Source organism: Dyella sp. 01N36, assembly GCF_056399745.1.
Window position 1 is genome coordinate 1 of sequence record NZ_JBFTRY010000025.1, and the last position, 25,294, is coordinate 25,294.

The window sequence follows — 25,294 nt, forward strand, 5'->3', positions numbered from 1 at the left end:
CCCCAGCGTCGCTGTCGCGCACAGGGTGCGCTCCCACAGACGAGCCGGCACGACAAAGGGTGAGCTTCGAAGCCGGCGCGCAGCGAGTTCTTCTTTAAATCCTCGCCGCGCTGCGGTGTAACRAGCTCACCACTGCGTCCGCCCTGGCAACAAGCCTTTGAGCTCCATCTCGGTCAGGTTGCGCCACTGGCCCACCTTCAGGTGCCCAAGCTTCACGTTGATCACGCGCACGCGCCGTAACTGGGTCACGCGATAGCCAAACTCCGCAGCCATCAAACGAATCTGCCGGTTCAATCCCTGCGTGAGAATGATGCCGAAGCCGAACTTGGCGATCTTGCGCACCTTGCATGGCTTGGTCATCTGGCCGTGGATGCGTACGCCGCGCGCCATGCCTTTGAGGAATTCGTCGGTGATGGGCTTGTTTACGGCCACGAGGTATTCCTTCTCGTGGTTGTTCTCCGCGCGCAGGATTTCGTTGACGATATCGCCGTTGCTGGTGAGCAGGATCAGGCCTTCGGAATCCTTGTCGAGTCGGCCGATCGGGAAGATGCGTTCTTTGTGGTCGACGAAATCGACGATGTTGTCTTTCACCGTCTGGTCGGTGGTGCAGGTGACGCCGACCGGTTTGTTCAGGGCGATGTAGACGGCGCGCTTGGCTGCCGGCGTCGCTGCCAGCACGCGTGCCTTGACGATCTCGCCGTCCACGCACACTTCGTCGCCTTCCAGCGCCTTGGCGCCGGTGCTGACGACTTCACCGTTGATGGTGACGCGGCCGGCCAGCAGCAGCTCGTCCGCCTCGCGGCGGGAGCAGATGCCGGCTTCGCTGATGTATTTGTTGACGCGCATGGATGGATCTTTGGTTCCTTTTGTAGGAGCGCACTTGTGCGCGACAACCAGGCGAAGCGGTGCATCGCAACTCTGCGGTCGCGCACAAGTGCGCTCCTACAAGGTTTTCGCTATTACGAACGCAGGCCGATGCCGCGCTTGAGCAGGTGCAGCGCAACAGCCGCGAGGCCAACCACAAACACCAGCATCACCGCGAACGCCACGCCGATCTGCACGTCGCTCACGCCGAGTACGCCGAAGCGGAAGGCGTTCACCATGTAGAGGATCGGGTTGACCATCGAGATGCTGCGCCACGGTTCGCCCAGCAGGTCCACCGAATAGAACACGCCGCCGAGATAGGTGAGCGGGGTGAGCACGAAGGTGGGTACCAGGGCGATGTCGTCGAATTTCTTGGCGAATACCGCATTGACGAAGCCTGCCAGCGAAAACACCGTGGCACCGAGCAGCACCGAGAGGAAGGTAATGACGGGATGTGCCACGTGCAGGTCGGTGAAGAACAGCGCAATCAGCAAGACCAGCGCGCCGACGACCAGGCCGCGGGTGACTGCGCCGGTGACGTAGCCCAGCAGGATCACCCAGTTGGGCATGGGCGACACCAGCATTTCTTCCACGGCGCGGCTGAACTTGGCGCCGAAGAACGAGCTGGAGATATTGCCGTAGCTATTGGTGATGATGCTCATCATGACCAGGCCGGGCACGATGTACTGCATGTACGTGAAGCCGTGCATCTGGCCGATGCGGCTGCCGATCAGCTTGCCGAAGATGACGAAGTACAGCGTCATCGTGATCGCAGGCGGAATCAGCGTCTGCGTCCAGATGCGCATGATGCGCACGATTTCGCGTCGGACGATGGTGTTGAGTGCAACGAGGTTGCCCGTGCCGTTCATGCGGCCTTCTCCGTGGTGTCTTTTCGGCCGTTCTCGACGAGTCGCACGAACAGTTCTTCCAGACGATTGGTCTTGTTGCGCATCGAGGTCACCGTCATGCCGCGCTCGCTCAGGCCCGCGAACAGCGAGTTGAGATCATGCGAGCGGGACATTTCCGCCTCTACCGTGTGGTCGTCGACGCGGCGCAGGGTGATGCCGGGGATGTTGGGCAGGTCGGTCGGCGCGTCGCTCACGTCGAGCACGAAGGTTTCCACATCCAGCGAGGACAGCAGGCGCTTCATCGAGGTGTTCTCGATGATGGTGCCGTGGTCGATGATGGCGATGTTGCGGCAGAGCGTTTCCGCTTCTTCAAGGTAATGCGTGGTGAGGATCACCGTGGTGCCGGCGGCATTGATGCCACTGACGAACTGCCACATCGAACGGCGGATCTCGATATCCACGCCGGCGGTCGGTTCGTCGAGGATGAGCAGCTTGGGCTCGTTCATCATCGCGCGGGCGATCATCAGGCGACGCTTCATGCCGCCGGAGAGCATGCGTGCCTGATGGTGGGCCTTGTCCCACAGGCGCAGTTCCTTGAGGTACTTCTCGGCGCGCTCCATCGCGACCTTGCGCGGGATGCCGTAGAAGCCGGCCTCGTTCACGCAGATGTCGAAGGGCTTCTCGAACTGGTTGAAGTTGATTTCCTGCGGCACCAGGCCAATCAGCTGCATGGCCTTGCCGCGCTGCTTGTTGACCGAGACGCCGAACACCTTGGCGTCGCCGTCGGTGGCGTTCACCAGCGAGGACAGGATGCCGATCAGGGTGGATTTGCCGGCGCCGTTGGGGCCGAGCAGGGCGAAGAAATCGCCGGGCTGAACCGTGAGACTGATGCCTTTGAGGGCTTCGACGCCGTTGTTATAGGTCTTGCGCAGGTTTTCGACTACCAGCGCGGGTGTTGAAGAGGGGGACATGGGCTGCACCGAAGGGGCCAGCCTTCTATTATACGTGGCTTGCTCTCTCGCCCGGCCTCGGCCGACGCACGCACTGTTTCCCGGAAAACCCCATGGCAGATCATTTTCAGCTCCGTCTCGTCGACAGCACCATGCTGGCGCCCACCGTCAGGCACATGGCTTTCGAGCGCGCTGACGGCCAGCCGCTGGCCTTCACGCCGGGGCAATTCCTGCAGATCCACTTCAATTACGACGATGGCAGCGCCACCAAGCGCAGCTATTCGGTGGGTACGGTGGGCGATGGCTCCTCGCCGGTGCAGCGCATCGAAATTGCCGTGAGCTATGTGGAAGGCGGCGCCGCCACCAAGTTGCTGGGCGAGCTGCCGATCGGCGGCGAAATCAGCGCCAGCGGCCCCTACGGCCGCTTCTGCCTGCAGCCGAACGACAGCAATGGCCGTTATCTGCTGCTGGCCACCGGTACCGGTGTGACGCCGTATCGCGCCATGCTGCCCAAGATCACCGAGCTGGTGAAGCAGGGCCGCGAGGTGGTGCTGCTGTACGGCGCGCGCAACGAAACCGAGCTGCTGTACGGCGAGGAGTTCGAGGCCTTTGCCCAGGCTAACCCCGGCTTCACCTTCCATGGCTGCCTGAGCCGCCAGCCCCGCGAGGTGCCGCGTCCGAACGATCGCCCCGGCCACGTGCAGCAGGTGCTGGCCGAGCTGGCGCCCAGCGCCGAGCGGGACATCGCCTATCTTTGCGGCAACCCGAACATGGTCGATGCGGCGTTTACCGCCCTGAAGGATTTCGGCCTGCCGGTGGCGCATATCCGCCGCGAGAAGTACGTCTCCTCACGTTAAGTCGCGCAACCGATCCTAAACCGTTGCCCAACAAGACGCTCAAGTTCGGCTGAGACCGGCCGCTAACCGGATCAGCCCGGCGACGCCCTTCGCCACTGCCCAATCCGCCGTTCCACGGGTCGCCTTCCCGACACCCGCCAAAAGCGTGACGCAGTTCACGTTGCGAAGACCTGCGCGGGTTTTCGATATCAAGCGCAAGGGGCCCACGCCGATAGATCCCATCAGGTATCCCCAAAAAGGGGGTACGGGAAGGGGCGATTATGAAGGGCTGGATTCGCAAGACCTGGATGGGTTGCGTTGTCGCCGTGTCATTGGGTGTGCCGGTGGCCCACGCCGATGGGGGAACGATCACGTTCTCCGGAGCCGTGGTGGCGCCCACCTGTGCCGCCAGCAGCGAGAGCATGACCGCGATGTTGCCAGCGCAACAGGCGGCGACATCGCGTCGACGACTCGAATGCGGTGGCGATGGTTTGCCCGGCACTGCCTCGCATGCTTTTCCCTCGTCCTATACGTTGACGGTGGAGCCGCTGGAGTCGTCTTCCCTGAGCGCCGATCGTCTGATCGGGTACTTTTCCGGTTATGTGAAAGCGTCTGGCCATGCGGACGCTCGCATGAACTTGGTCACTCAAGCGTACGATTGATTTATCGGCGGCAACCCGCACCGCTTGAGTGCCAATTGCGCGCCATCGCTATTGATATGTCATGGTGAAAGTGGCCGTGGCTTTCACACTGCCTGCGCCCACAGCGCCCGTCGCGTAATACTGCGCGTAGTAGGGCAACGACAACGTACCGTTTGGCGCCGCGCCCAGCGACTTAGAGGTATTGAACGTCACCGGGTTGAACGTACCGTCCAGCAACTGCACGTTGACGTTGGCGGCTGTACCCGAATTGGCGATGGTGCCCGTGGCAACGCCGGCCGTGGACGGGATCATGGTGATCGATACGTTCGCGCCCGACTGGCACGTCAGGTTGATCTTGAACGGTGTACGACCCGCAACCGCGCCGTTGGTTTTCAGCGCCTGCGTGCTTACCGTGGGCAGCGTCACCGTGAGATTTGTGGAATCGGTATTGACCGAGCAGGCTTGCACGGCGATCGCCGCGGAGTTGAGCGTGAGCGTCGACAGTGGCCCCACGCTGTTCGTCGATCCGTAGATGTACCACCAGAACTGCGCGAGCTGGATCGACGACACCGTGCCTGCTGTCACGGCCCCCGTCTTCATGAATTGTCCGGTCAGCGTCACCGTGGTGGAGTTCTGGGCCTTCGTCATCGAGGCCGCCTCCCAACCCGGCGTGGATCCGGGGCCGCAACGCAGGCAACTGTTGTCTGACGCCTGCACTGGCGACGCCGTCAGTACGAGCGCGATGCCGGGAACGTTGGTTGCGAAACTGATGCCGCCACCGGCCGGAGGATCGGAAGCATCGCGCGGCGCAAGGTTGCCGACCTGGATGGTGGCCGTGTCCGAGGTCGCCAGGCCACTGCAAGTGAAGGTGATGCCGATGGTACCGGGCGTACCGAGTTTCGTGCCCACGGGCGTGCCCGTGGTGACCGTCACGCCGGCAACGCTGAGCGCTGCGCCGGCCGGACTGGCCGAGCAGGTCGCCGCCGCGGCATACCTCGGCATGAAGCCGAGGCAGGGCAGCACAAGCAGCAGCCAAACGGCGCGATGCGCAAACCGGCCCCGGTCATGATGTAACGGCGACATGTCGCAAACCTCCAGGAAATCAGAACACCTCCGTGACGCGCATTATTAGCGCATCGAAGGATTTCCCCTGCGACCGAATTATGGATAGCTGATTGTGAAAGTGGCCGTGGCATTCACCGTGCCGGCGGTGACGCCCGTCGTGACGGCGTAGTAGCGCGCGTAATAGGTTAGGTTGAGGGCGCCGGTAGGTGTCGTGCCGGCATCGGCAGCGGCGCCGAAGGTGATGGGATTGAACTTGCTGTCAACGAGTTGCACGCCGACGTTTTTCGCCGTACCAGTCGGTGTGATTACGCCAGTGGTTCCGTTCGGCTGTTTGTTCGTGTCGAACTGGATGGCGATGTCCTGGCCAGACGCGGCACTGGAGCAGCTCAGTCCGATATTGAACGCAGTGGCGCCGGCTGTGGCTCCAGCCACGTTGAACGCGGTATTGGAGACGGTGGGCAGCGTTACCGAGATGCTCGGCGTGGTGACCGTGCATGTGGGCGCCACGAACTTCACGTTGTTGGCCAGGACGAAGTCCTCTACGCGCAAAGTGTTGCGTGACCCCTGGTACTGCCAGAAGCCAACCGTTCCGGCGTTGAGCGTGGACCCGGCGGTGATAGGGGCGGTCTTGACCAACTGGATGGCCGACTGCACCGACAACGCGTACGTGCCCGAGGCGATGGTGTCGAAACCCCACGGGGGCAGGAACTTGCTGGAGTCGGGGTGCAGGATGCGATAACCCACGCCAGCGACACCCGTCGGATAGATCGTCGAGCTGCCGTTGGGCTGACCGCCGGGGAGAAGATTGATCACGCCGATTGTCGTTGTGCTTCCGCAGTCGACCGAGGAGGTCTTGGGACTGGGGTCGACCGCGGGCGAGGTGGCCAGCACCGTGCCTACCGGGGCACTGGGATCAAGGATGATCGTGGCCGGAAGCGTCATGTTGACCAGTTCCTTGTTGCCCGTCAGCGTGCACGAGGCGAACGACGTCATCGGCAGAAACGCGAGTGACAGCAGAACCAGGAGGGTCAATGCGGAACGAAGTTGGCTCATGACGCGTTTCCACTGGAAGCGATGGGCGAGCAGGTGGCGTCGATCGTTTCCAGGCCGTCCATCTTGGCGCTCTTCTTGTCGAATGGCTTGAGGTGATAAGAGAAGCCGCAGCTGATCGGTGAGCTGTCATCGAGCTTCCACTGCACGTTGAGGCGGCCTTCGTCCTTCGCACCGCGCACCAGCGCGCGACCGCCCTGGCCTACCACGCCGATGGGCTGGTTCTTTTCATCGACAATGTCGGCGCCAAACGGGATGGCCTTGCCGTCCGACTGGCGGATGCGCAGCAGCACCGTGCGGCCGTTTTCCGTCTTGAACTTGAGCATCACCACCGCGCCGGCGTGCGGAGCAACCTGGGCGCTGGTGGCTTCCAGCTGCACGTTCAGCGGGAGGCCCTTCGGATCGATCTGCACCGTGTTGAGGCCGTAAGGCGTCATGTACGGCACTAGTGCATAGCCGAAGCGGTCGATGCGGACGCCGGAGGAGTTGAGCACGCGCGCACCGGCGGCATCCTTGGCTTCGACAACGGCTACCGTGTCGCCCATCGGCAGGCCGAAGGTGACGCCGCCGGGGTGAACAACGACGGCGCCGGACACGCCAAGCGACGCCTGCGAATAGCCGTTGCCTGCACCCACGCTTCCGTTGAACTGTGCATAGGGGCTGCGGTAACCCGCGTAGACCGTACCGGCATTGCCACCGCTGCCACCGTCGCCCTGGCCGTTGTCGTGCGAGGCCGTGGCGCCGTAGCTGAACTGGTTGTCCACGCCCAGGGTCCCGTTGATCGTCGCCTGGTCCAGCGTATGGCCCGTGCTGTCGTGGGTGAGGTTGGCGCCGAAGTTCGGTGCATGCACGCTGTTGCCGAGCGGCAGCGTGAAGCTGGCGAAGATCTGGTTGCTCATGCGCGAGAACGCATCGCGGGTACGCGTGGCGGAGATCGTGTAGCTCAGGCGGCGGAACGTATTGTTGTAGCCGGCCTGGAACTGCACATCCGTGCCGTTGCGGTTCCAGTAGTCAATGGCCGAGCCGGTGACATAGATCGTGCCGCCGTGGTCGCCCAGGCGCTGGTTCAAGCTGATGTCGAAACGGCTGCGCTGGCGATCGAGCTGGCTGGTGTAGGTGCTGAAGTTGCCCTGGTTGCCCTGCAGCGCGCGGATCTGGTCCGGCGTGAGCAGGTTGGTCGTGGTGACACCGTCGATCGTGGTCTGCGTGGACGGGTCGACGTAGCGATAACCGTTGGCGATGTCGCGCATGGTCATCGCGTCGCGCAGGCCAAGGTATCCGCTGGTGGAGTAGCGGTAGGTGGCAACCGTCAGCGAGGTGTTCGTGTCCGGCAGCATCTTGCTGTAGCTCAGGCGCACGCTCTGGCCGTTCTGCGTGGACTGGCCCGGGATCTCCGTGCGTGCGTCGGTCAGGTCGAGCGCCAGTGCACCGTACTTGGTATTGAGTGCGGTGCCGATCTGCACCGCGCCGTAGCCATTCGTGCCGACCACGCCCGCGTAGCCGGTGAGCATGTTGGTGATGCCGCGCTGCAGGGTGGCCTCTACCAGCGCCGGATGTGCGTGAATCGAAGCGTCGTGCAGTTCGCCCGCGGCGACGGAGAAGCGCATCACGCCCGGACGCAGCAACTGCGGCACCGAGGCGTATGGCACGGCGAACGAACGCACACGCCCATCCGCTTCGGTCACGGTCACGGCCAGGTCGCCGCCGTAACCGGTGGCGTACAGGTCGCTGATGGTGAACGGGCCCGGTGCCACCGTGGTTTCGTACAGCACGATGCCGTTCTGGCGAACGGTTACCTTGGCATTGGTTTCGGCCACGCCGCGCACCGTCGGTGCGTAGCCACGCAGAGAATCGGGCAGCATGCGGTCGTCGGTGGTCAGCTGGACACCGCGGATACTCACCGCGTCGAACAGATCGCCACTCGTGTAGGAATCGCCGATGGTCAGCTGCGAGCGCATGGAAGGAATGTCACGGCGCACGTAGGTATCAATGTTCTGCCAGTGCGTGGTCGAGGGCGTGCCCGCGGCACCGCCCGACTGCATCACCACCGTGGAATCGTTGCGCAACTGCCAGCCAGCCAGATTCAGACCCGCATTGAGGCCCAGGAACGACGAGGTCTGCGTGACGCCGTTGCTGTGATTGCGGTAGCTGTTGAAGTTGTAGTTGAGCAGGGCGGCGTTGACGCCACGGTCCCAGTTCTCGGGGCTGACGTAGCCGCGCGCGCGGGTACCCAGCCAGGCTTGCGGGATGCTCACGTCCAGTCGCAGGTTCGGCTGATCGAAATTCATCGTGGCGGCGGGAATCAGGTCGCCGATTGCCACGCAGCTGCCCGCGTCGTTGGCCAGCTTCGCCTGCTGTTCGGCGCTGAGCTTCTGCATCGGCAGACCGAACTGCTCGAACATGGCCTTGGTCAGGCATGCGATGGCCGGCGCATCCGCCGAGGGCGAAGCGAAGCGCACGTCGGCGCGGCCCATCCAGGCGTTGTTGACGAAGATATCCGTGCGATACACGCCAGGCATCACCACGTTGCCGCGCTCGAAGCGCGAGAGGTCGTTCGTGTTGCTGCCGGCGCCGGAGAGCAGGCTGCGATCGAAGTTCGCATCGATCGCTGCCGATGCATCGGCACCGGAGGCGGCTGCGGCGGCAGCCGCATGGGAAGAAGCACTCAGGCCAAATAGCACGCCGGCGATAGCCACGCTCAGCACCACGCGGGCGCCGACGGCGAGGCCGTTGGTGCTCGTGCGGTGGCTATGGCAGGCGCGCAGATGAATCACGGCGACACCGTGCTCTTGTAGCTGTCGGCTGCGCCGTAATCATTGATGGCCGAGAACGACACGACACTACCGGCCGCCGGCTTCTGACTGTTGCCATGCAGCGGCAGGCGCAGGTCCGACAGCGGAGCGACCATGCCGATTTCGGCACCGACGTTGTTACCGCCACTGGCGACGGACAGTTCGGAGATCGTTACGTGGTAGGGCGTGGGGTTGTGCGCTTCAAGCGCAAAGCCCTTGCCGTCGGCCACGATCTTCCAGGTAAGCGCGCCCGGTGCCTTGAGCGGGTCGCCCTGCAGGCCGGTCGGACGGTAKAAAAGCTTCAGACGCGAACGCAGCGCCAGCTGCAGAAGATTCTGGCCTTCCGCTTGCGGGCCGGTGGGCTTGGGCGGCACTTCGAGCACGTTGAGCCAGAACAGCGATTCCCGGTCAGCCGGCAGCTGCTCATGGGTGAAGACAACGCGCAGGCTCTGTTCCTTCTTCGGCTCCATGCGGAACAGAGGAGGGGTGATCAGGAACGGCACATCGACTGACTCGGGCGTGGAATGCACGTCGCCGCGGTCGATCCAGGATTCCACCAGCACGGGGTGGTCGTTGTCGTTGGTCAGACGGACGGTGACTTCGCCGTCCTTCGCGGGGAACACCACGCGGGTGCCGCCGATCAACACATTGGCCTGGGCCTGGGGAGCGCTGAGACACAGGGCCATCAGGCCCGCGCCGATTGCGCAGACTAACTTCCTCATCGGGAATTACCTCAGTGGGATCAGGGCCGCTGATGTTGTCAGCGGGAGTGCGCCGGAGCCAGGTGGCTCCGGCGCGTGTTGCGACTTACTGGTAAAGCATCGTGAACWGGACGCTGGTGGCGACCGTACCGGCACCCGCAGCGGCGGTGGCGTAGTACTGGGCGTAGTAGTTCAGCGTGCCGGCGCCGCCGGTCAGCGTGGCCTGGGTCGAGTTCTGTGCGCCCGAAGCGCTGTTCAGCGCGATGGCCGAGAAATCAGCGCCATTGAGCAGCTGCACTTCAACGCCGGTGGCGGTGCCGGTGGCGTTCTTCAGGTTGCCGTCGCCCATCACGGTCGGACCCGGCTCGAAGAAGGTGGTGGCCTTCGTCAGCGAACCGCAGCCGGTCAGGGCGATGGAGAACGGGGTGCGGCCGGCAACAGCGGCTGCGGCATTCAGCGAGGTGGTCGACACGGTCGGCAGGGTCACGGCGATCGCGGCCGGGCTGTTGGCGCCGTTGATCTTGCAGGTCGAGGCGTTGATGTTGCCGCTGATGGTGATGGTGCCGTCGACGGCCGAGGCCGAGAAGGCAGCGGTGCCGAGGATGGCGGCCAGAGCGGCGGAAACCAGAATCTTCTTCATACGATGTCCTTTGATTGACGTAAGTTTTTGAGCAAGCAACGAGTCATGCGCTTTCGGACCAAATGGGACATCGCCCCCCGCAGCGCCTTTTAGGCTTCTGGCCCCCACCCCTCGGGTCGGTCTTCCAGTTCGCTTACCGCCCTCAAAGCAACCCCCGTGCCAACGACAGCGAGACGCTAAAAACCCCGCAATCTGCCGAAAGTGAGATGTAGTTGTTAAATGCAAGTGACGAATTTTGTGAGTCGAGCTGGGTCACATCCGACGCTATGGGCAGCTCAATGTGCAAATTGGGTCACATTTTCGGAGATGTCCGATGGCCAGGACCGTTAAGTTTTGCGCCGGGCCGGCCGATACAGGCCTCTGTGTAAAGCGTGCTTGACACGCCTCAGGGGCTGGACGTAGCCTGTGTCAAGTCAGCTTGACACTGGACTCAGGGCCTCTATGTCTCGCCTCACCTATCGGCAATACCAGCGGCGCACGCTGTTCGCGATCACCCTCTATACGGTGTTCATGCTGTCCGTCTGGCCGATCGTCCATACGGTCGGCAGCCTGCCCCTGAAGATCCTGCTCGCGCTGGCGCCGCTGCTTCCCATGTTCTACGTGCTGGCCCAGCTGGCCCGGCTTATCCGCGACAGCGATGAGCTGGAGCAGCGCACCCATCTGATCGCCTTGGGCGTGGCGACCGGGGTAACCGCGGCGCTGAGCTTGTTGGGTGGCTTCCTGTCGATTGCGCAGGTGCTGCCGCTGGATGGTTCGGTGCTGATCTGGGTCTTTCCACTGATGATGGCCAGCTACGGAATCACTCGCTGGTACGTGGCGCGCGCCTATGGGCATGACGCGGCCTGCACAGGCGAGAGSGGCCTCGCGCCGGCCGGTCGTCTGTTGCTGCTCGCCCTGATCACGGGCGTGGCAGCGCTTTACGCATGGCGACATGACTGGGACAGCTTCCGCATCGGGCTGTTGTGCGGCATGGCGGGCGCGTCGGCGGTGCTCGGGCTGCTGCTGGGCATGGCGCGCTGGCGCACGCGTGGGCTGCCCGATGACTAACCGGAATCGTCGTGCCCTGGTGGGCGTACCGTGAATAACCGTATCCGTGAACTGCGCGGCGAGCACGCCTGGTCGCAGGCCGACCTGGCCGATCGTCTGGATGTATCGCGCCAGACGGTGAACGCGATCGAGACAGGCAAGTACGATCCAAGTCTGCCGCTGGCCTTCAAGATTGCGCGGCTGTTTGGCCTTTCCATCGAATCGATCTTCGAACCGGAACCGCCGGTGACGCTACCGGCGATTTCGCGACATCCAATGGAGTGAGGGGAGTACACCCATGGCAAGCAAAGGACGAACCGCCTTTCGCCTAGGCATCGTGGTCATCGCACTGGCGATACTGGGCTGGAAGCAATTTCATCCGCAGGCGAGTGCAGGCGCGCAAGACACCGCCGCTTCCGCCGACACAACCCAGGCGCCCGCCAAAGCCGCTAAACCGCAGACGTGGACGCTGGGCTCGCTCACGCTCACGCCGTGCGAGCTGGGGGAGCCCAACAGCGGGCTTTCCACTGCCGCGTGGTGCGTACCGTTCGAAGTGCCCGAGAATCGCGACGATCCGAACAGCCGCAAGATCCACCTCAAGCTCGCGGTGATCCGCAGCAGTGCACAGGTCGCCAGCAAGGACATGCTGGTGATGCTGGCGGGCGGGCCGGGACAGGCGGCCACGGAATCGTGGCCGGGCGTGTCGACGGCCCTGCAGCCGCTGCTCGCGCATCGCCATGTGGCGCTGCTCGATCAGCGTGGCACCGGCGGCTCCAATCCGCTCACCTGCAAGGATGAAGGCGAGGGCACGGAAGGCGGCTCCGAAGATGTCGACGCCAGTCCTGAGCGGCAGAAGCAGGAAACCGAACGTTGCCTCAAGCAGCTCGACGGCAAGGCAGATCCTCGCTACTACACCACCACCATCGCCGCACAGGATCTGGAAGACGTGCGCAAGGCGCTGGGTTCGCCGACCTTTGATCTGGTCGGCGTGTCCTACGGCACGCGCATGGCGCAGCAGTACGCCATGCGTTATCCCCAGGCCGTGCGCAGCCTGGTGCTCGATGGCGTGGTGCCGAACGAACTGGTGCTCGGCGAAGACTTTGCCCGCAACCTCGACGATGCGCTCAAGGCGCAGTTCGCGCAGTGCACGGCCAACGAGGCCTGCCGCAAGCGTTTCAACGATCCGTACCAGACGCTGTTCCAGCTGCGCGACGCGCTGCGCGCCAATCCGCACAAGGTGAGCTTCCGCGATCCGCAAACCTATCAGAGCGTGCAGCGCACCCTCAGCGAATACTCGCTGGCCAGCGTCGTGCGCATGTTCGCCTATTCACCGCTCACGGCCGCACTGCTGCCGCTTTCCATCGATGCCGCGGCGCATGGCGACGTCGGCCCGCTGCTGGGGCAGGCCAAGCTGCTGTCGGGCGATCTTTCCGACACCATGAACGGCGGCATGCAGCTCGCGGTGATCTGCAGTGAGGATGCCGATCTGCTGACGCCGCGCGAAGAGGATGCGCACAGCATCCTGGGCACGCGCATGGTCGATACGCTGCGCAACACCTGTTCGGTGTGGCCCAAGGGTTCGCGGCCGGCCGATTTCCACGAGCCGCTGAAAACCGATACGCCGGTGCTGCTGTTCTCCGGCCAGTTCGATCCGGTCACGCCGCCGCGCTACGGCGACGAGGTGGCCAAGAACCTGCCCAACTCGCGCCACCTCGTGCTCGCCGGCCAGGGTCACAACGTGATCAACGCGGGCTGCGCGCCGCAGATCGTCAAGCACTTCATCGAAGACCTCAAGCCCAAGGTACTGGACACCACCTGTCTGGAGCGGATGCATCCCACGCCGACCTTCATCGACTTCAACGGAGCGACGCCATGATCGAGGTAAAGGATTTACACAAGGCGTTCGGCACCGTCAAAGCGGTGGATGGCGTCAGCTTCAAGGCTCGCGATGGCGAGATCACCGGCCTGCTCGGTCCCAACGGTGCAGGCAAGACCACCACGCTGCGCATGCTGTATACGCTGATGAAGCCCGATCGCGGCCAGGTGCTGGTGGACGGCATCGATGCCGCCAGCGACGCGCTTGCCGTGCGACGCCAGCTGGGCGTGCTGCCGGATGCACGCGGACTGTACAAGCGCCTCAGTGCGCGCGAAAACATCGATTATTTCGCTCGCTTGCACGGTCTGCCCGAGGACTTGATCGTCAGTCGCCGCGAGGCGCTGGTGAAGGCGTTGGAAATGAGCGACTTCGCCGATCGCCGTACCGAAGGATTCTCCCAGGGCCAGCGTGTGAAGACGGCGATCGGGCGCGCGCTGATCCACGATCCGCGCAATGTCATTCTCGATGAACCGACCAATGGCCTGGATGTGATGGCCACGCGAGCGCTGCGGCAGTTCATGCAGCAGCTGAAAAGCGAGGGGCGCTGCGTGCTGTTCTCCAGTCACATCATGCAGGAGGTGGCGGCGCTGTGCGATCGCATCGTGGTCATCGCCAACGGCCGCGTCGTGGCGGACGAATCGCCGGCTGCGCTGCGCGACCAGACAGGCGAGGCTAACCTCGAGGATGCCTTCGTGAAGATCATCGGCAGCGAAGAGGGCCTCGCCGCATGAACATGAAAACTATCACGCCGGTGGCACGCACGCGCGCCTTCCTCACCGTGTACATGAAGGAGGTGCGCGAGAACCTGCGCGACCGACGCACCATCATGAGTGCGTTCCTCACCGGTCCGCTGCTGGGGCCGATCATCATGGTGATGTTGCTCAACATCACTCTCAACCGTCAGCTGGACAAGGCCGAGAAGCCGCTGCCGGTGCCGGTGGCCGGGGCCGAGTACGCCCCCAACCTGATCAACGCCTTGAAGGCCGAAGGCATCGTACCCAAGCCGCCCATCGCCAATCCCGAACTGGCCGTGCGCAAGCAGGATGCCGATGTGGTGCTGCGCATTTCGCCCGACTATGCCACGGCGTGGCGCAAGGGCGAGGCCGTGCAGGTGGAGTTGATCTACGACTCCTCGCAACGCGATGCCAATGCTGCGGTGGATCGTTTGTCGCAAGTGGTCGAAACCTATGCACGCCAGCAGGGTGCGATGCGTCTGGTGTCGCGCGGACTTTCGCCGAGTACCGCGTGGCCGGTGGTTGCCGCCAAGCGCGACCAGGCCACGGCGCAGGCGCGTGCCGCACTGGTGTTTTCGATCCTGCCGTACTTCTTCGTGCTCACCGTGTTCATGGGCGGCATGTATCTGGCGATCGATCTCACTGCGGGCGAACGCGAGCGGCAATCGCTGGAACCGCTGTTCGCCAATCCGGTGGCGCGCTGGAAGATTCTTGCCGGCAAGCTGGCGGCCATCTGCACGTTCTCGGCGATCAGCCTGCTGATCAGCCTGTTGGCGTTCGCCGTGGTGGGCCGTTTCATTCCGACGGAAAAACTCGGCATGGAGCTGGATCTCGGCCTGCGCTTCAGCGGGCAGGTGTTGTTGCTGATGCTGCCGCTGATCGTGTTGCTGGCCGCGCTGCAGTCGATGGTGGCGGCATTCGCCAAGAGCTATCGCGAAGCGCAAACCTATGTTTCGCTGCTGATGTTCGTGCCGGTGCTGCCCAGCATCCTTCTGTCCACCATGCCCATCAAGGCACAGGAATGGATGTACGCCGTGCCGCTGCTCGGGCAGCACCTGGGCATCATGCAATTGCTGCGTGGCGATGGCGTCACGGCGGACCAGTTCGGCCTGTGCCTGGCGGGTAGCCTGGCCGCCTCCATTGTGGGGGTGCTGGCGACGGCGCATTTGTATCAGTCCGAGCGGCTGGCGATTTCGGGGTGAGGTAGGCGCTGTTTTTTAGCTCGTCATTCCGGCCTGCGCCGGAATGACGAAAATGGAGGTAGACGCGCGTAACTCGCCGCGCGCTACCATGGCGCTTTCCTTCTATCGAGAAAGCGCCATGCGTCGCCATCTGCTTGCCCTGAGTCTTATCGCCATCCTGGCCGGCTGCAGCTCGCACGATAGCAACGCGCCTGCCGGAGCTGCTTCCGCGCCCGCGCCGGCCAGCACCACGCCGACCGTGCCGCCGCCGTCCACGGATGCGGACATCGCCACCCAGGGCTTGGCCAACTACGCGTCGGTCAAGCTCACGGCGGATCTCTCCGGCTTCGACGACAAGCAGAAGCAGATGATCGCGCTGCTGATCGAGGCGGCCGATGTCACCAACGACATCTACTGGCAGCAATCGTGGGGCGACAAGGCTGCCTTGATGGCGCGCATTCCCGACGATGTCACGCGCCAGTACGCCCAGATCAACTACGGCCCATGGGATCGCTTGAACAACGACCAGCCCTTCGTCGCCGGCGTGGGTCCTCGCCCGCCGGGCGCCCAGTTCTATCCGGCTGACATGACCAAAGAGGAATTCGACAAGTCCGATCTCAAGGACAAGGCCGGCCTCTACACCGTGCTGCGTCGAAATGCCCAGAACGCACTGGCGGTGGTGCCTTATCACGAGGCCTACCAGGCCGACCTGCAGCGCGMCGCCGGACTGCTGCGCCAGGCGGCGGATCTGTCAGCCGACAAGGAATTCGCGGGCTATCTCAAGAAGCGCGCCGATGCCTTGCTCAGCGACGATTATCGCCCCAGCGATTTCGCCTGGATGTCGATGAAGAATAATCCGGTCGACATCGTGATCGGTCCCATCGAAACCTATGAGGACCAACTGTTCGGCTACAAGGCCAGCTACGAAAGCTATGTGCTGGTGAAGGACCAGGCGTGGAGCGCCAAGCTCGCGCGCTTCACCAAATACCTGCCCGAACTGCAGCGCGAGCTGCCGGTGGGCGACAAATACAAGGCCGAGAAGCCCGGCGCCGATGCCGATCTCAATGCCTACTTCGCCGTGTACTACGCGGGCGACGCCAACGTCGGCGCCAAGACCATCGCGATCAACCTGCCCAACGACGAAGAAGTGCAGCTGAAAAAGGGCACGCGTCGCCTGCAACTGGAAAACGTGATGCAGGCGAAGTTCGACAAGATCATGCTGCCGATCGCCAAGGCGTTGGTGGCAGACGATCAGCAGTCGCACCTCACCTTCGATGCCTTCTTCGAGAACACCATGTTCCATGAAGTCGCGCACGGCCTGGGCATCAAGAACACGCTCAACGGCAAGGGCATGGTGCGCACGGCCTTGAAGGACCAGGCATCGAGCTTCGAGGAAGGCAAGGCCGATATCCTCGGCCTCTATATGGTCAGCAAGCTCGCCGACAAGGGTGAGCTGGACAAGTCCAAGCTGATGGACAACTACGTCACCTTCCTCGCCGGCATCCTGCGCTCGGTGCGTTTTGGCGCCAGTGATGCGCACGCCAAGGCCAACATGGTGCGCTTCAATTTCTTCCAGCAGCAGGGTGCTTTCAGCCGTGACGCCACGACGGGGCGCTATCGCGTCGACTTCGACAAGATGACGGCTGCCATGAACGCGCTGTCCGCCAAGTTGCTCACCATCCAGGGCGATGGTGATTACGATGCCGCCAAGCAGCTGACCGATCGCATGGGCAATGTCGACGCCGCGCTGGCTGGTGATCTGAAGCGGCTGGATCAGGCGAAGATTCCGGTGGATGTAACGTTTGAGCAGGGGTTGGAGACGTTGGGGCTGCAAAAACCCTGACGAACGCGACAACCTTGTAGGAGCGCACTTGTGCGCGAACACAACCCGCCCCATCGCCAGGTCGTTGTCTATTGCATGCCAGGCACGCCCCTACGAAAGGGCAGCGAAGGCCCCGCTATCCATCCCGCGCTGACGATGCAACCGTCCGCGCATGACCTCTCCTCCGGGACATCGAGCTCTGCGCGCGGGAAGAATTTCCCACCCGGGCCACATCTACCTCCTGACAACGGTGACGGCTTATCGCCGGCCGCTGTTCAAGAACAGCGAGCTGGCTAGATCCGCCTGTCGCTGCATCCATGAGCGGGAGAATTGGGGCGATGCGTCTCTGCTGTGCTGGGTGCTGATGCCGGATCACTGGCATGGACTCGTGCAGCTCGGGCATCGCGATTCGCTGCCAATGGTCATGAATCGCTTCAAGGCAGCCGTGGCGCGGCAATTGAATTGCACGCGGACTGCGGTCGTATGGGGGCGCGGCTACCATGACCGCGCGCTTCGTCATGAGGACGATATCAGGACGGTGGCGCGGTACATCGTTGCCAATCCCTTGCGCGCGGGCCTGGTGGATAGCGTGCTTGATTACCCCTATTGGAATTGCATCTGGCTGTAGCTCGCCATTCCCTCTGTAGGAGCGCACTTGTGCGCGATCGCAGCGCTGGGATGTATCGCTCCGCCGGGTTGTCGCGCACAAGTGCGCTCCTACAAGGGAGAGGGGGCTCTTACCGCGGTGCGATATCCCTCAGCACCATCTTCAACTCCCGGCCATCCGCCAATTTCAACGCCAACGGTGTGCCATCAGGTAGATGCATGCTCAGATCGCGCAGCGCGCCAAAGCTCATGCTCGCTGCCGCTTTTCCATTCGCTGCCACGATCGCGTCGCCCTTCTTGAGTCCAGCCTGCTGCGCGGGGCTGCCCGGCGTGACGTTGATGACGTTGAAGCGATCCGGATGGTCCTGGGATTTCTCAGCGCGAAAGCCCGCCATGCCGTAGTGCCACACGGGGACAGGGTCGCGTGGCATCAGCACCATCTGCTGGTGGCGGTAGTCGAAGTGCACGTTGTAGCGCGACAGGATGTCCTGGCCGATATTCCCTGCTTCGCTCGGGTTGCCTGTGGCGCCGGCGTCGTTGCGGGTGAGCATGGCGACGACGTTGTCCATGCGCTGCGTGCCGAGGGTGAACTCCTTGGCGTGGGCGATGTGTGCGGTGAAGAGGCCGCCGACGCCGCCGGTGGGTATCGGCAGGCCCTGCTCGTAGCGTGCCGCGATGCCGTTGCGTTGAGCCCACTGGGGGAAGGTGAGCACATAGCCGGCGTTGCCGGTGTCGATGCCGAACATGCCGTTATGGCCGTCCTGATTGGCCTCCACCAGCGGCATGTCATCGGTGAAGCGCAGCGCCACGACGTCGCCTTGCTTGATCGGCGGTGCTTCGCCCAGGTCATACGGCTTGAGGTGCAGCTGATGGTGGTCGTAGTCGAACGTGATCGCAAAGCGCTCGAACATTTCCAGGCCGAGAATGCCGGCGATCGGCGCACCGTTGCCGCGCTCGTAGAAGCTGTAGGGGTAGGGCAGCACGGTATAGGTGAGATCGCGGATATGCGCGTTACCCAGACCAGTGTCATGCACCTTGGTATACGACGTACTCATCGTTCCTGATCCCGAGCCGCCGCTCACGCCCTGGCCCTGTGTCTGGAAACCCAGCTGTTTGGCCGCGTCGCTGGTGAGAATCGCATGGCCGCCGGTGTCGAGGATGAAGGGCATCGGCGCACGCCCGTCGATGCTCACATCGACGATCAGGATGCCTCCTTCGAGCTGCATGGGCGTCACCGCCTCCGTCGCACCGTTGACCATGGTGACGTCGCGGACCTTGCCATCGGGACGCTGCAGATCGGTTGTCGGAACATTGCTGAGTACGCGATAGCGTTCGACGGTATCCACGCTCTCGCCATCGGCATTGCCGGCGAGGTTGGCGCGCGAGCTGGCGATGCGGAAGGGTAGCGGCAGGCCGTCCACATCGCGGTAGTCGCTGTAGCGTTCGGTGGCGATCAGGAAGGAAGTCGCGTAGATCGCGCGATCCAGCCGATGCGTAGTGGCATCGATCCACAGCGTGACGAGACGCCCGCCGGCCGGCGTGGCTTCGATGCGCTGATAGGTGTGGCCGTTGTCCTGCGCGTCGGGCAGGTGATGGTATTGGACGGAGGAATCCGCATCGAGAAAGCCGTAGCGGCGCAGCCAGCTAGCGGTGACGTCGACGGTGCGTGCCTCATCCGAATCCAACGGATGAATCATGCCGGTGATGTCTTCGCGCCAGTGGCCTTGCGCATCGATGCCCTCGGCAGTGCCGAACACATCGTTGTGCATGCGCGTGAGGTAATGGCCGCTACGCAGGTCCACCGTGGCCTGCCAGGGGCCGGTCAGTCCGTCGCCTGCTTCGCGGCCTTCGGCCTGCAGTGCGGCGACGTGTTGCCAGCGGTCGCCACCGTGGGCCTGGCGCAGACTGGCAAGTACGGCGGCGCTGTCATCAGCGGGTGCAGCGAAAGCCTGGCTCAGCGCACCGGCGAGCAACAACACGAGCAGGGGACGGGCGCGATGCAGCATGGGGGACACTCCGTGGTCGGGTGTCGTCATGGTCCGTCGGTTGGCGCGCCCGGTCTAGGACGTGCGTGGCGTATCAGCACGTGCGTTGCGTTCTGTGCCGGTAGTCACGCGGCGTTTCACCGGTGAGGTGACGGAACACGCGAGCGAAATGACTCTGGTCGTTGAAGCCGGCCATGGCGGCCACTTCGGCGATGGAGCGCTGCGACTCGCCCAGCGCCTTGCGCGCGAGCGCGATGCGCAAGCCGCGCTGGTATTCGCCGATCGAGGTGCCCTTGGCCTGCTGAAAGCCGCGCGCGAGATGAGAGCGATGGACGCCTGCCAAAGCCGCCAGTTCCTGCAATGACGGCGTGGCGAGGGGGTCATCGTGCAGGCGATCCAGGACGCGCTGCAGCCAGGCGGGGCGTCGCTGGTCGTCAGCACGACAGGCGAGCGCCACCAGCTCCAACACGGCTGACGACAAAGCGAGCGCGGCGGCATCATCGGTCGCGCGCAATTCGCGTTCGATGCGGGCGAGCAGGCGATCCGCATCGGGCAGTCGCAGTTGGCGATGTTCGCCAAGCAGACGCGATACCCCGTCGCCGGCCATATCGTCGAGAAAGATGCTGATGCAGCGCGCGCCTTCGGGCCCGAAGCGATTGGCGTGTCGATGGCCCTGCGGATGCGTCAGAAGCGCGCCCGGTCGGCATTCGAGTTCCTGCTCGCCCGCTTGCTGGGTATAGCCGCCTGTAGCGACCAGGCACAGATACGCCTCGTCGTGCTCATGCCACGGCAAGGCGCTGCCGCCGGCATACGGCGTGGCGGACACCTGCAGGTCGCCGAGTTGCCGCAGCCGTTCGGGTTGACCGTAGTTGGCGCGTTGTAGATGTTGCATGGCGCCAGTCTAGACCGCTGCCGCGCCGGGGCATGTGCCGTCGGTCAGGCGTGCTCGCCGTCCAGATGCGCGTTCGCCCAGCGGGCGACGGCTTCGGGGTGTTCCAGCTGCAGATGGTGGCCGCCATCCAGATGCGTCACCGCGATATCGGCCACGCAGGCGGCGCGTGCCTGCATGCGGGGGCCGGGCAGGTAGGGCGTGTCGGGTCGGGCGAGCAGCAGCGCGGTGGGCGCTTCGATGCCGCGCAGGATGGCGCGCACCTGTTCTTCGGTGAGTCGGATGGAGGAGGGGCGATTGACTCGTGCATCGCTGCGCCAGTACCAGCCGTGCTCGCTCTTGTGCAGGCCACGCTCGACGATGGGACGCGCCTGATCGGCGGGCAGGCCACTGGCCATGGTGCGCGCGCTGATCGCCATGTCGATGGACGGGAACGAACGCAGCGAACGGCCGGTGGCCTCGCTCGCCATCGCATCGCGGAATTGGCGCAATGTGTGGTGACCATCGTCGGCGATCGGGCCCAGCCCTTCGATCAGCAGCAGTCGGTCGATGCGCTCCGGCTTGGCCGCGGCAACCATCGAACCGATGCCCGCGCCCAGCGAGTGGCCCATCAGGTGGCAACGCGTCAGTCCCAGCGCATCGATCGCGCCAAGCACCGAGCGCACGTAGTCGACCAGGTGATATTGCATGCCGGGCGGCAGATGATCGGAATGACCATGACCCGGCAGTTCGAGCGCAATCACCTGCCAGCGTTCGGCCAGCAGCGGAGCGAGTCGCGCATAGCTCCACGCATTGTCCAGCCAGCCGTGCAGGGCCAGCAGCGGCGGCGCTTGTTCGTCGCCCCACACCTGCGCGCTCAGGCGCAGATGCGGCAGCCGTACCTCGCGCTCGACCGGGGCTTTCATGCCGGCGTGCCGACGCGTGGGGCGAAGGCGGACCAGCCGCCGGTGTGGCGTCTCACCAGCGCGGCCAGGCTGTCGATCTGCTCGGGCGTGTCATTGAGCGCTGGGATGTAACGCAGTTCGCTGCCGCCGGCCTCGACGAAAAAATCGCGGTTCTGCATGGCGATTTCTTCCAGCGTCTCCAGGCAGTCCACGGCGAAACCCGGGCAGGCGACGTCGAGCCGCTTGATGCCGCTCGCCGCCAGCTCGCGCACGGTGGCGTCGGTATAGGGGTGCAGCCAGGACTCGCGTCCCACCCGCGACTGGTAGCTCACCAGCAGCTGCGGCTCCTCCAGCGCCAGTCGCTGTCGCAACGCGTGTGCGGTGGCCTGGCACTGGTCGAAGTAGGGATCGCCCTCGCGCACATAGCGCTCGGGAATGCCGTGGAAGGAGAGCAGCAACTTGTCGCCGCGACCGTGCGCCGCCCACCATTGCTCGATGCTGCGCGCCAGCGCTTCGATATGGCCCGGGTCGTCGTGATAGTCGTTGACCAGCCGCAGCTCGGGCGGCCAGCGCAACGACTGCATGGACTCGGCCACGGCGTCGATCACCGAGCCGGTGGAGGTGGCGGAATATTGGGGATACAACGGCAGTACTAACAGGTGACGCACGCCCTCGCGTTGCAGCCGCTCGATTTGCGCGGGCACCGAGGGCTGGCCATAACGCATCGCCAACGCCACGCGCACGGGTTCCGCACATGTCTCCGAAAGCTTGTCCTGCAGTCGCGCGGCCAGTGCCTCGCTGCCCACGCGCAGCGGCGAGCCCTGCGCCGTCCAGATGCGCTGGTAGGCGTGGGCCGAACGCGCAGGGCGCACACGCAGGATCACGCCGTGCAGGATCAGCCACCAGAGCCAGCGCGGATAGTCGATCACTCGGCGGTCGCCCAGGAACTGGGCGAGATACGGGCGCACCGCCTTGGCCGTGGGCGCCTCTGGTGTGCCCAGGTTCACCAACAGCACTGCAGCCTGAACGGGAAGGTCTCGGGAAGCGCCGGCAACGCCGGTATAGTCATCGCTGCGTGGCATCGTGGCTCAGACGGAAGAAATCCGCCGCAAGTCTGCCACAAGCCAAAGAAGCCGCCGTGGACATCATCGCCGCAGGCTGCCACCCCGAATTCAAGCCAAGGAGTCGTCCATGTTCAAAGCATCGCTGCACCGTCTGTTGCTCGCGTCCCTGGTTCTGTTGCTGCCGGCCATGGCCGCGCATGCGGAAGACCCGCCGCTGGTGCGCGCCCAGAACGCCGTGCGCGTGTTGAGCGACATCATGGAGGCGCCGGACAAGTCGATCCCGACCGACCTGCTCAAGCAAGCCAAGGCCATCGCCGTGATCCCTGACCTGCTCAAGGTGGGCTTCGTGTTCGGCGGCCGTCGCGGCGAGGGCCTGATCTCGGTGAAGGGGCCGGACGGCACCTGGTCCAACCCCAGCTTCATCACCATGACAGGCGGCAGCGTGGGCTTCCAGGCCGGCGCCTCGTCGACCGACGTGATCCTGGTGTTCCGTACCCAGCGCGGCGTGGACAGCATCGTCAACGGCAAATTCACGATCGGCGCGGACGCCGCCGCCGCGGCCGGCCCGGTGGGCCGTACGGCCCAGGCCTCCACCGACAGCGACTTCAAGGCCGAGATCTACTCCTATTCCCGCTCGCGCGGCCTGTTTGCGGGCGTGGCCCTGGACGGCTCGGCCCTGCGCATCGACTACGACGCCAACGAGGCCATTTACGGCAAGGGCATCACCCCGCGCCGCATCTTCGAGGGTGGCGTGGGCAACGTGCCGACCCAGGTGGTCGATTTCAGGGATCGCCTTGAGGAGTACACTCAGCGATGATAGGGAGCGGCGGCGCGACGGCGTGACAGTTTCGTTCCGCCGCTTACCATTCGAGGCCTGATTCTAATGAGCATCACCCATCTACTCATCCTGCTGGTCGTCGTCGTGCTGATCTTCGGCACCAAGAAGCTGCGCAATATCGGCGGCGACATCGGCGGCGCCGTCCGCGATTTCAAGAAGGGTTTGGATGGCGGCGACGAAGCCCCCAAGCCGAACGATCCGAACGCGACCCTGCGCGCCGATCCGCCGCCCGCTGGCCCCAGCCAGACGCAGAACCAGCACGACACCACCGAACCCAAGTAAGGCGGCTCGAGGGTCATGATCGAAATCAGCTTCGGCAAGCTGGTCTTGCTCGCGCTCGTCGCGCTGATCGTGCTTGGCCCGGAAAAGCTGCCGCATGCCGCTCGCACCGCGGGTGTGTTCCTGCGGCGCGTGCGTACCGGCTGGGACAGCGTGCGTGCGGAAGTGGAGCGCGAGCTGCAGGTGGAAGAGATCCGCCGCCAGGCGCGCGAAGTGGCCTCCAAAGCCGAAGCCGCCCAGGCCGAGCTGGACGAGACGTTGCGCAAGATGCGTCCTGAAGGCGTGCCGTCCAAACCGTCCGAGCCACCCGTTGCCGAGCCGGTAGCGGACGTGGCCGCCGCCACCGCCACCGCGACCAAGGAAGCTCCGCATGGCGGCGCCTGAGCTCGAAGGCCCCGGGGCCGATGACCTGGAACAAGGTCTCTTTTCGCATCTGATCGAACTGCGCTCGCGCCTGATGCGCGCGATCGTGACCGTGCTGCTGGTGCTTGGCGCCCTCGTGCCATTCGCCAACCGCTTGTACACGGAGCTGGCCGCGCCGCTGGTGTCGCGCCTGCCGCAGGGCGCCCATCTGATTGCCACCGAGGTGGCCAGTCCGTTCGTCACGCCGCTGAAGCTGGCCTTCTATGCGGCGCTGTTCATCAGCATGCCGATGATCGTCTACCAGCTGTGGGCCTTCGTGAGCCCCGGCCTGTACCGCAACGAGAAGCGACTGGCGCGCCCCCTGCTGGTGGCAGCGCTGTTCCTGTTTTATCTCGGCTGCGCCTTCGCGTATTTCCTGGTGCTGCCGGCGGCGTTCCGCTTCCTCACGGCGGTGACGCCGCAGGGCGTGGAAATGATGACCGACATCACGCACTACCTCGACTTCGTGATGTTGATGTTCTTCGCGTTTGGCCTGTGCTTCGAGGTGCCGGTGGCGGTGGTGATCCTCGCCGCGATCGGCGTGGTGAACCTGGAGCAGCTGCGCAACGGTCGTCGCTATGCCGTGGTCGGCGCGTTCGCCATTGCCGCCTTCATCACGCCGCCTGACATCACCTCGATGATCATGCTGGCCATTCCGATGTGCCTGCTCTATGAGCTGGGCATGCTGGCGGTACGCTGGTTGATCAAGCCCACCGACGCGCCAGCCACATGAGCGATGCCGCTGCCCGCGCTGCTCAACTGAAAGAGGCGCTGCAGCTGCAGCCGCACGTGGAAGGCGGCCACTATCGCCGCATCCATCCGCCCAAGGCGGGTGGCGACGGCGCCGGCGCCCGGCACGCATTGAGCGCGATCCACTACTTGCTCGAGGCGGGCGAATTCAGCCACTGGCATCGGGTCGATGCCGAGGAAGCCTGGCACTTCGTCGAAGGCGAACCGCTGGAGCTGCTGATCTACCACGCGGCCAACAAGCGCCTGGAGCGTTGCTGTCTCGGGCCGTTGGCGCCAGGCGTGGACACGCTGGCCGTCGTACCGGCCGGCGCCTGGCAGGCAGCTCGACCGCTCGGCCGTTACACCCTGGTGACTTGCCTGGTGGCGCCTGCGTTCGAATATGAGGGCTTTGAGATCCTCTCCGAGGACGCCACATTGGCTGGTCATCTGGCGGGCCTGGCTCCGGAAATTCCGCTGTCCTGAGCGGCCACGTGCGGTTGCTCGTCTTCGCGACGAAGAGAGCTTCGATCTACTTCCAAGACTGATCCGATGGTCTGCCTCGGATGGTCGCTCCATAGTTGCAGTTTGGGTC

General features: G+C 64.2%; 26 protein-coding genes. 14 read left to right on the forward strand and 12 right to left on the reverse strand.

Annotated elements, in window-relative coordinates:
* Positions 1–126: 126 nt before the first annotated feature.
* The 3 genes from rluF to AC1DMG_RS07770 all read right to left on the reverse strand — a co-directional run bounded on the left by rluF (position 127) and on the right by AC1DMG_RS07770 (position 2,683).
* A complete protein-coding gene (gene rluF / locus AC1DMG_RS07760; protein ID WP_441605544.1) occupies positions 127–846 on the reverse strand; it encodes a 23S rRNA pseudouridine(2604) synthase RluF in 720 nt (239 codons plus the stop codon).
* A 113-nt stretch (positions 847–959) separates the two neighbouring features.
* Positions 960–1,733 carry an ABC transporter permease gene (locus AC1DMG_RS07765; protein WP_441605543.1) on the reverse strand — a complete coding sequence of 258 codons (774 nt, stop codon included), beginning with the start codon at positions 1,731–1,733 and terminating at the stop codon, positions 960–962.
* On the reverse strand, positions 1,730–2,683 hold the full coding sequence (locus AC1DMG_RS07770; protein WP_441605542.1) for an ABC transporter ATP-binding protein: 954 nt from the start codon (positions 2,681–2,683) through the stop codon (positions 1,730–1,732). Before AC1DMG_RS07770 ends, AC1DMG_RS07765 begins: the two co-directional genes overlap by 4 nt.
* 92 nt (positions 2,684–2,775) lie before the next feature.
* Between AC1DMG_RS07770 and AC1DMG_RS07775 the strand changes: the two genes are divergently transcribed.
* Complete coding sequence (locus AC1DMG_RS07775; protein ID WP_441605541.1) at positions 2,776–3,519, forward strand: FAD-binding oxidoreductase; 744 nt, start codon at positions 2,776–2,778, stop codon at positions 3,517–3,519.
* Positions 3,520–3,779: 260 nt separating this feature from the next.
* Complete coding sequence (locus AC1DMG_RS07780) at positions 3,780–4,160, forward strand: hypothetical protein (RefSeq protein ID WP_441605540.1); 381 nt, start codon at positions 3,780–3,782, stop codon at positions 4,158–4,160.
* A 48-nt stretch (positions 4,161–4,208) separates the two neighbouring features.
* Here the strand turns inward: AC1DMG_RS07780 and AC1DMG_RS07785 are convergent, their stop codons facing one another.
* The 5 genes from AC1DMG_RS07785 to AC1DMG_RS07805 form a co-directional block, all read right to left on the reverse strand.
* Positions 4,209–5,222, reverse strand: coding sequence for a fimbrial protein (locus AC1DMG_RS07785; RefSeq protein ID WP_441611468.1), 1,014 nt, complete (start codon positions 5,220–5,222; stop codon positions 4,209–4,211).
* A gap of 78 nt (positions 5,223–5,300) precedes the next feature.
* The gene (locus AC1DMG_RS07790) at positions 5,301–6,257 is read right to left on the reverse strand and encodes a fimbrial protein (RefSeq protein WP_441605538.1); all 957 of its coding nucleotides are present in this window, start codon (positions 6,255–6,257) and stop codon (positions 5,301–5,303) included.
* Complete coding sequence (locus AC1DMG_RS07795; protein ID WP_441605537.1) at positions 6,254–9,028, reverse strand: fimbria/pilus outer membrane usher protein; 2,775 nt, start codon at positions 9,026–9,028, stop codon at positions 6,254–6,256. The genes AC1DMG_RS07790 and AC1DMG_RS07795 overlap by 4 nt, the downstream gene beginning before the upstream one ends.
* A complete protein-coding gene (locus AC1DMG_RS07800; RefSeq protein ID WP_477180367.1) occupies positions 9,025–9,768 on the reverse strand; it encodes a fimbrial biogenesis chaperone in 744 nt (247 codons plus the stop codon). The genes AC1DMG_RS07795 and AC1DMG_RS07800 overlap by 4 nt, the downstream gene beginning before the upstream one ends.
* Positions 9,769–9,853: 85 nt before the next feature.
* Positions 9,854–10,387: a fimbrial protein gene (locus AC1DMG_RS07805; protein WP_477180368.1), complete on the reverse strand. Its 534-nt coding sequence runs from the start codon at positions 10,385–10,387 to the stop codon at positions 9,854–9,856.
* 441 nt (positions 10,388–10,828) lie between these two features.
* Between AC1DMG_RS07805 and AC1DMG_RS07810 the strand changes: the two genes are divergently transcribed.
* The 7 genes from AC1DMG_RS07810 to AC1DMG_RS07840 all read left to right on the forward strand — a co-directional run bounded on the left by AC1DMG_RS07810 (position 10,829) and on the right by AC1DMG_RS07840 (position 17,654).
* The gene (locus tag AC1DMG_RS07810) at positions 10,829–11,434 is read left to right on the forward strand and encodes a hypothetical protein (protein WP_477180369.1); all 606 of its coding nucleotides are present in this window, start codon (positions 10,829–10,831) and stop codon (positions 11,432–11,434) included.
* Between the two features lie 30 nt (positions 11,435–11,464).
* Complete coding sequence (locus AC1DMG_RS07815; protein ID WP_441605533.1) at positions 11,465–11,698, forward strand: helix-turn-helix transcriptional regulator; 234 nt, start codon at positions 11,465–11,467, stop codon at positions 11,696–11,698.
* Between the two features lie 13 nt (positions 11,699–11,711).
* Positions 11,712–13,289 carry an alpha/beta hydrolase gene (locus tag AC1DMG_RS07820; RefSeq protein WP_441605532.1) on the forward strand — a complete coding sequence of 526 codons (1,578 nt, stop codon included), beginning with the start codon at positions 11,712–11,714 and terminating at the stop codon, positions 13,287–13,289.
* Complete coding sequence (locus AC1DMG_RS07825; RefSeq protein ID WP_441605531.1) at positions 13,286–14,020, forward strand: ABC transporter ATP-binding protein; 735 nt, start codon at positions 13,286–13,288, stop codon at positions 14,018–14,020. The genes AC1DMG_RS07820 and AC1DMG_RS07825 overlap by 4 nt, the downstream gene beginning before the upstream one ends.
* Before the next feature lie 2 nt (positions 14,021–14,022).
* On the forward strand, positions 14,023–15,225 hold the full coding sequence (locus AC1DMG_RS07830) for an ABC transporter permease (RefSeq protein ID WP_441605556.1): 1,203 nt from the start codon (positions 14,023–14,025) through the stop codon (positions 15,223–15,225).
* 118 nt (positions 15,226–15,343) lie between these two features.
* Positions 15,344–17,047, forward strand: coding sequence for a dipeptidyl-peptidase 3 family protein (locus AC1DMG_RS07835; RefSeq protein WP_477180370.1), 1,704 nt, complete (start codon positions 15,344–15,346; stop codon positions 17,045–17,047).
* Between the two features lie 151 nt (positions 17,048–17,198).
* A complete protein-coding gene (locus tag AC1DMG_RS07840; RefSeq protein WP_441605529.1) occupies positions 17,199–17,654 on the forward strand; it encodes an REP-associated tyrosine transposase in 456 nt (151 codons plus the stop codon).
* 109 nt (positions 17,655–17,763) lie between these two features.
* Here AC1DMG_RS07840 and AC1DMG_RS07845 read toward each other — a convergent pair whose 3' ends face one another.
* The 4 genes from AC1DMG_RS07845 to hemH form a co-directional block, all read right to left on the reverse strand.
* The gene (locus AC1DMG_RS07845) at positions 17,764–19,638 is read right to left on the reverse strand and encodes an aspartyl protease family protein (RefSeq protein WP_441605528.1); all 1,875 of its coding nucleotides are present in this window, start codon (positions 19,636–19,638) and stop codon (positions 17,764–17,766) included.
* Between the two features lie 73 nt (positions 19,639–19,711).
* Positions 19,712–20,509 (reverse strand): AraC family transcriptional regulator, encoded by a 798-nt coding sequence (locus AC1DMG_RS07850; protein ID WP_441605527.1) that lies wholly within the window; start codon positions 20,507–20,509, stop codon positions 19,712–19,714.
* A gap of 44 nt (positions 20,510–20,553) precedes the next feature.
* Entirely contained in the window at positions 20,554–21,411 is an 858-nt protein-coding gene (locus AC1DMG_RS07855; RefSeq protein ID WP_441605526.1) for an alpha/beta fold hydrolase, read from the reverse strand.
* Complete coding sequence (gene hemH, locus AC1DMG_RS07860; RefSeq protein WP_441605525.1) at positions 21,408–22,472, reverse strand: ferrochelatase; 1,065 nt, start codon at positions 22,470–22,472, stop codon at positions 21,408–21,410. Before hemH ends, AC1DMG_RS07855 begins: the two co-directional genes overlap by 4 nt.
* Before the next feature lie 109 nt (positions 22,473–22,581).
* On the opposite strand from hemH, the gene AC1DMG_RS07865 reads away from it, so the two are divergent.
* The 5 genes from AC1DMG_RS07865 to AC1DMG_RS07885 all read left to right on the forward strand — a co-directional run bounded on the left by AC1DMG_RS07865 (position 22,582) and on the right by AC1DMG_RS07885 (position 25,185).
* Positions 22,582–23,271 carry a lipid-binding SYLF domain-containing protein gene (locus tag AC1DMG_RS07865; protein ID WP_441605524.1) on the forward strand — a complete coding sequence of 230 codons (690 nt, stop codon included), beginning with the start codon at positions 22,582–22,584 and terminating at the stop codon, positions 23,269–23,271.
* A 66-nt stretch (positions 23,272–23,337) separates the two neighbouring features.
* Positions 23,338–23,574, forward strand: coding sequence for a twin-arginine translocase TatA/TatE family subunit (gene tatA, locus AC1DMG_RS07870; protein ID WP_441605523.1), 237 nt, complete (start codon positions 23,338–23,340; stop codon positions 23,572–23,574).
* A 15-nt stretch (positions 23,575–23,589) separates the two neighbouring features.
* Positions 23,590–23,955, forward strand: a complete 366-nt coding sequence (gene tatB / locus AC1DMG_RS07875) for a Sec-independent protein translocase protein TatB (RefSeq protein WP_441605522.1) — start codon at positions 23,590–23,592, stop codon at positions 23,953–23,955.
* Complete coding sequence (gene tatC, locus AC1DMG_RS07880) at positions 23,942–24,706, forward strand: twin-arginine translocase subunit TatC (protein ID WP_441605521.1); 765 nt, start codon at positions 23,942–23,944, stop codon at positions 24,704–24,706. The genes tatB and tatC overlap by 14 nt, the downstream gene beginning before the upstream one ends.
* Positions 24,703–25,185: a cupin domain-containing protein gene (locus tag AC1DMG_RS07885; RefSeq protein WP_441605520.1), complete on the forward strand. Its 483-nt coding sequence runs from the start codon at positions 24,703–24,705 to the stop codon at positions 25,183–25,185. Before tatC ends, AC1DMG_RS07885 begins: the two co-directional genes overlap by 4 nt.
* The last annotated feature ends 109 nt before the right edge of the window (positions 25,186–25,294 follow it).

Bases quoted from the DNA above. Each gene is read 5' to 3' on its own strand.
- tatA (WP_441605523.1), top strand. From the start codon at position 23,338: ATGAGCATCACCCATCTACTCATCCTGCTGGTCGTCGTCGTGCTGATC.
- AC1DMG_RS07825 (WP_441605531.1), top strand. From the start codon at position 13,286: ATGATCGAGGTAAAGGATTTACACAAGGCGTTCGGCACCGTCAAAGCG.
- AC1DMG_RS07790 (WP_441605538.1), bottom strand. From the start codon at position 6,257: ATGAGCCAACTTCGTTCCGCATTGACCCTCCTGGTTCTGCTGTCACTC.
- AC1DMG_RS07785 (WP_441611468.1), bottom strand. From the start codon at position 5,222: ATGTCGCCGTTACATCATGACCGGGGCCGGTTTGCGCATCGCGCCGTT.
- AC1DMG_RS07865 (WP_441605524.1), top strand. From the start codon at position 22,582: ATGTTCAAAGCATCGCTGCACCGTCTGTTGCTCGCGTCCCTGGTTCTG.
- tatB (WP_441605522.1), top strand. From the start codon at position 23,590: ATGATCGAAATCAGCTTCGGCAAGCTGGTCTTGCTCGCGCTCGTCGCG.
- hemH (WP_441605525.1), bottom strand. From the start codon at position 22,472: ATGCCACGCAGCGATGACTATACCGGCGTTGCCGGCGCTTCCCGAGAC.
- AC1DMG_RS07845 (WP_441605528.1), bottom strand. From the start codon at position 19,638: ATGCTGCATCGCGCCCGTCCCCTGCTCGTGTTGTTGCTCGCCGGTGCG.
- tatC (WP_441605521.1), top strand. From the start codon at position 23,942: ATGGCGGCGCCTGAGCTCGAAGGCCCCGGGGCCGATGACCTGGAACAA.
- AC1DMG_RS07780 (WP_441605540.1), top strand. From the start codon at position 3,780: ATGAAGGGCTGGATTCGCAAGACCTGGATGGGTTGCGTTGTCGCCGTG.
- AC1DMG_RS07765 (WP_441605543.1), bottom strand. From the start codon at position 1,733: ATGAACGGCACGGGCAACCTCGTTGCACTCAACACCATCGTCCGACGC.
- AC1DMG_RS07775 (WP_441605541.1), top strand. From the start codon at position 2,776: ATGGCAGATCATTTTCAGCTCCGTCTCGTCGACAGCACCATGCTGGCG.
- AC1DMG_RS07885 (WP_441605520.1), top strand. From the start codon at position 24,703: ATGAGCGATGCCGCTGCCCGCGCTGCTCAACTGAAAGAGGCGCTGCAG.
- AC1DMG_RS07840 (WP_441605529.1), top strand. From the start codon at position 17,199: ATGACCTCTCCTCCGGGACATCGAGCTCTGCGCGCGGGAAGAATTTCC.
- AC1DMG_RS07850 (WP_441605527.1), bottom strand. From the start codon at position 20,509: ATGCAACATCTACAACGCGCCAACTACGGTCAACCCGAACGGCTGCGG.
- AC1DMG_RS07770 (WP_441605542.1), bottom strand. From the start codon at position 2,683: ATGTCCCCCTCTTCAACACCCGCGCTGGTAGTCGAAAACCTGCGCAAG.
- rluF (WP_441605544.1), bottom strand. From the start codon at position 846: ATGCGCGTCAACAAATACATCAGCGAAGCCGGCATCTGCTCCCGCCGC.
- AC1DMG_RS07855 (WP_441605526.1), bottom strand. From the start codon at position 21,411: ATGAAAGCCCCGGTCGAGCGCGAGGTACGGCTGCCGCATCTGCGCCTG.
- AC1DMG_RS07830 (WP_441605556.1), top strand. From the start codon at position 14,023: ATGAAAACTATCACGCCGGTGGCACGCACGCGCGCCTTCCTCACCGTG.
- AC1DMG_RS07820 (WP_441605532.1), top strand. From the start codon at position 11,712: ATGGCAAGCAAAGGACGAACCGCCTTTCGCCTAGGCATCGTGGTCATC.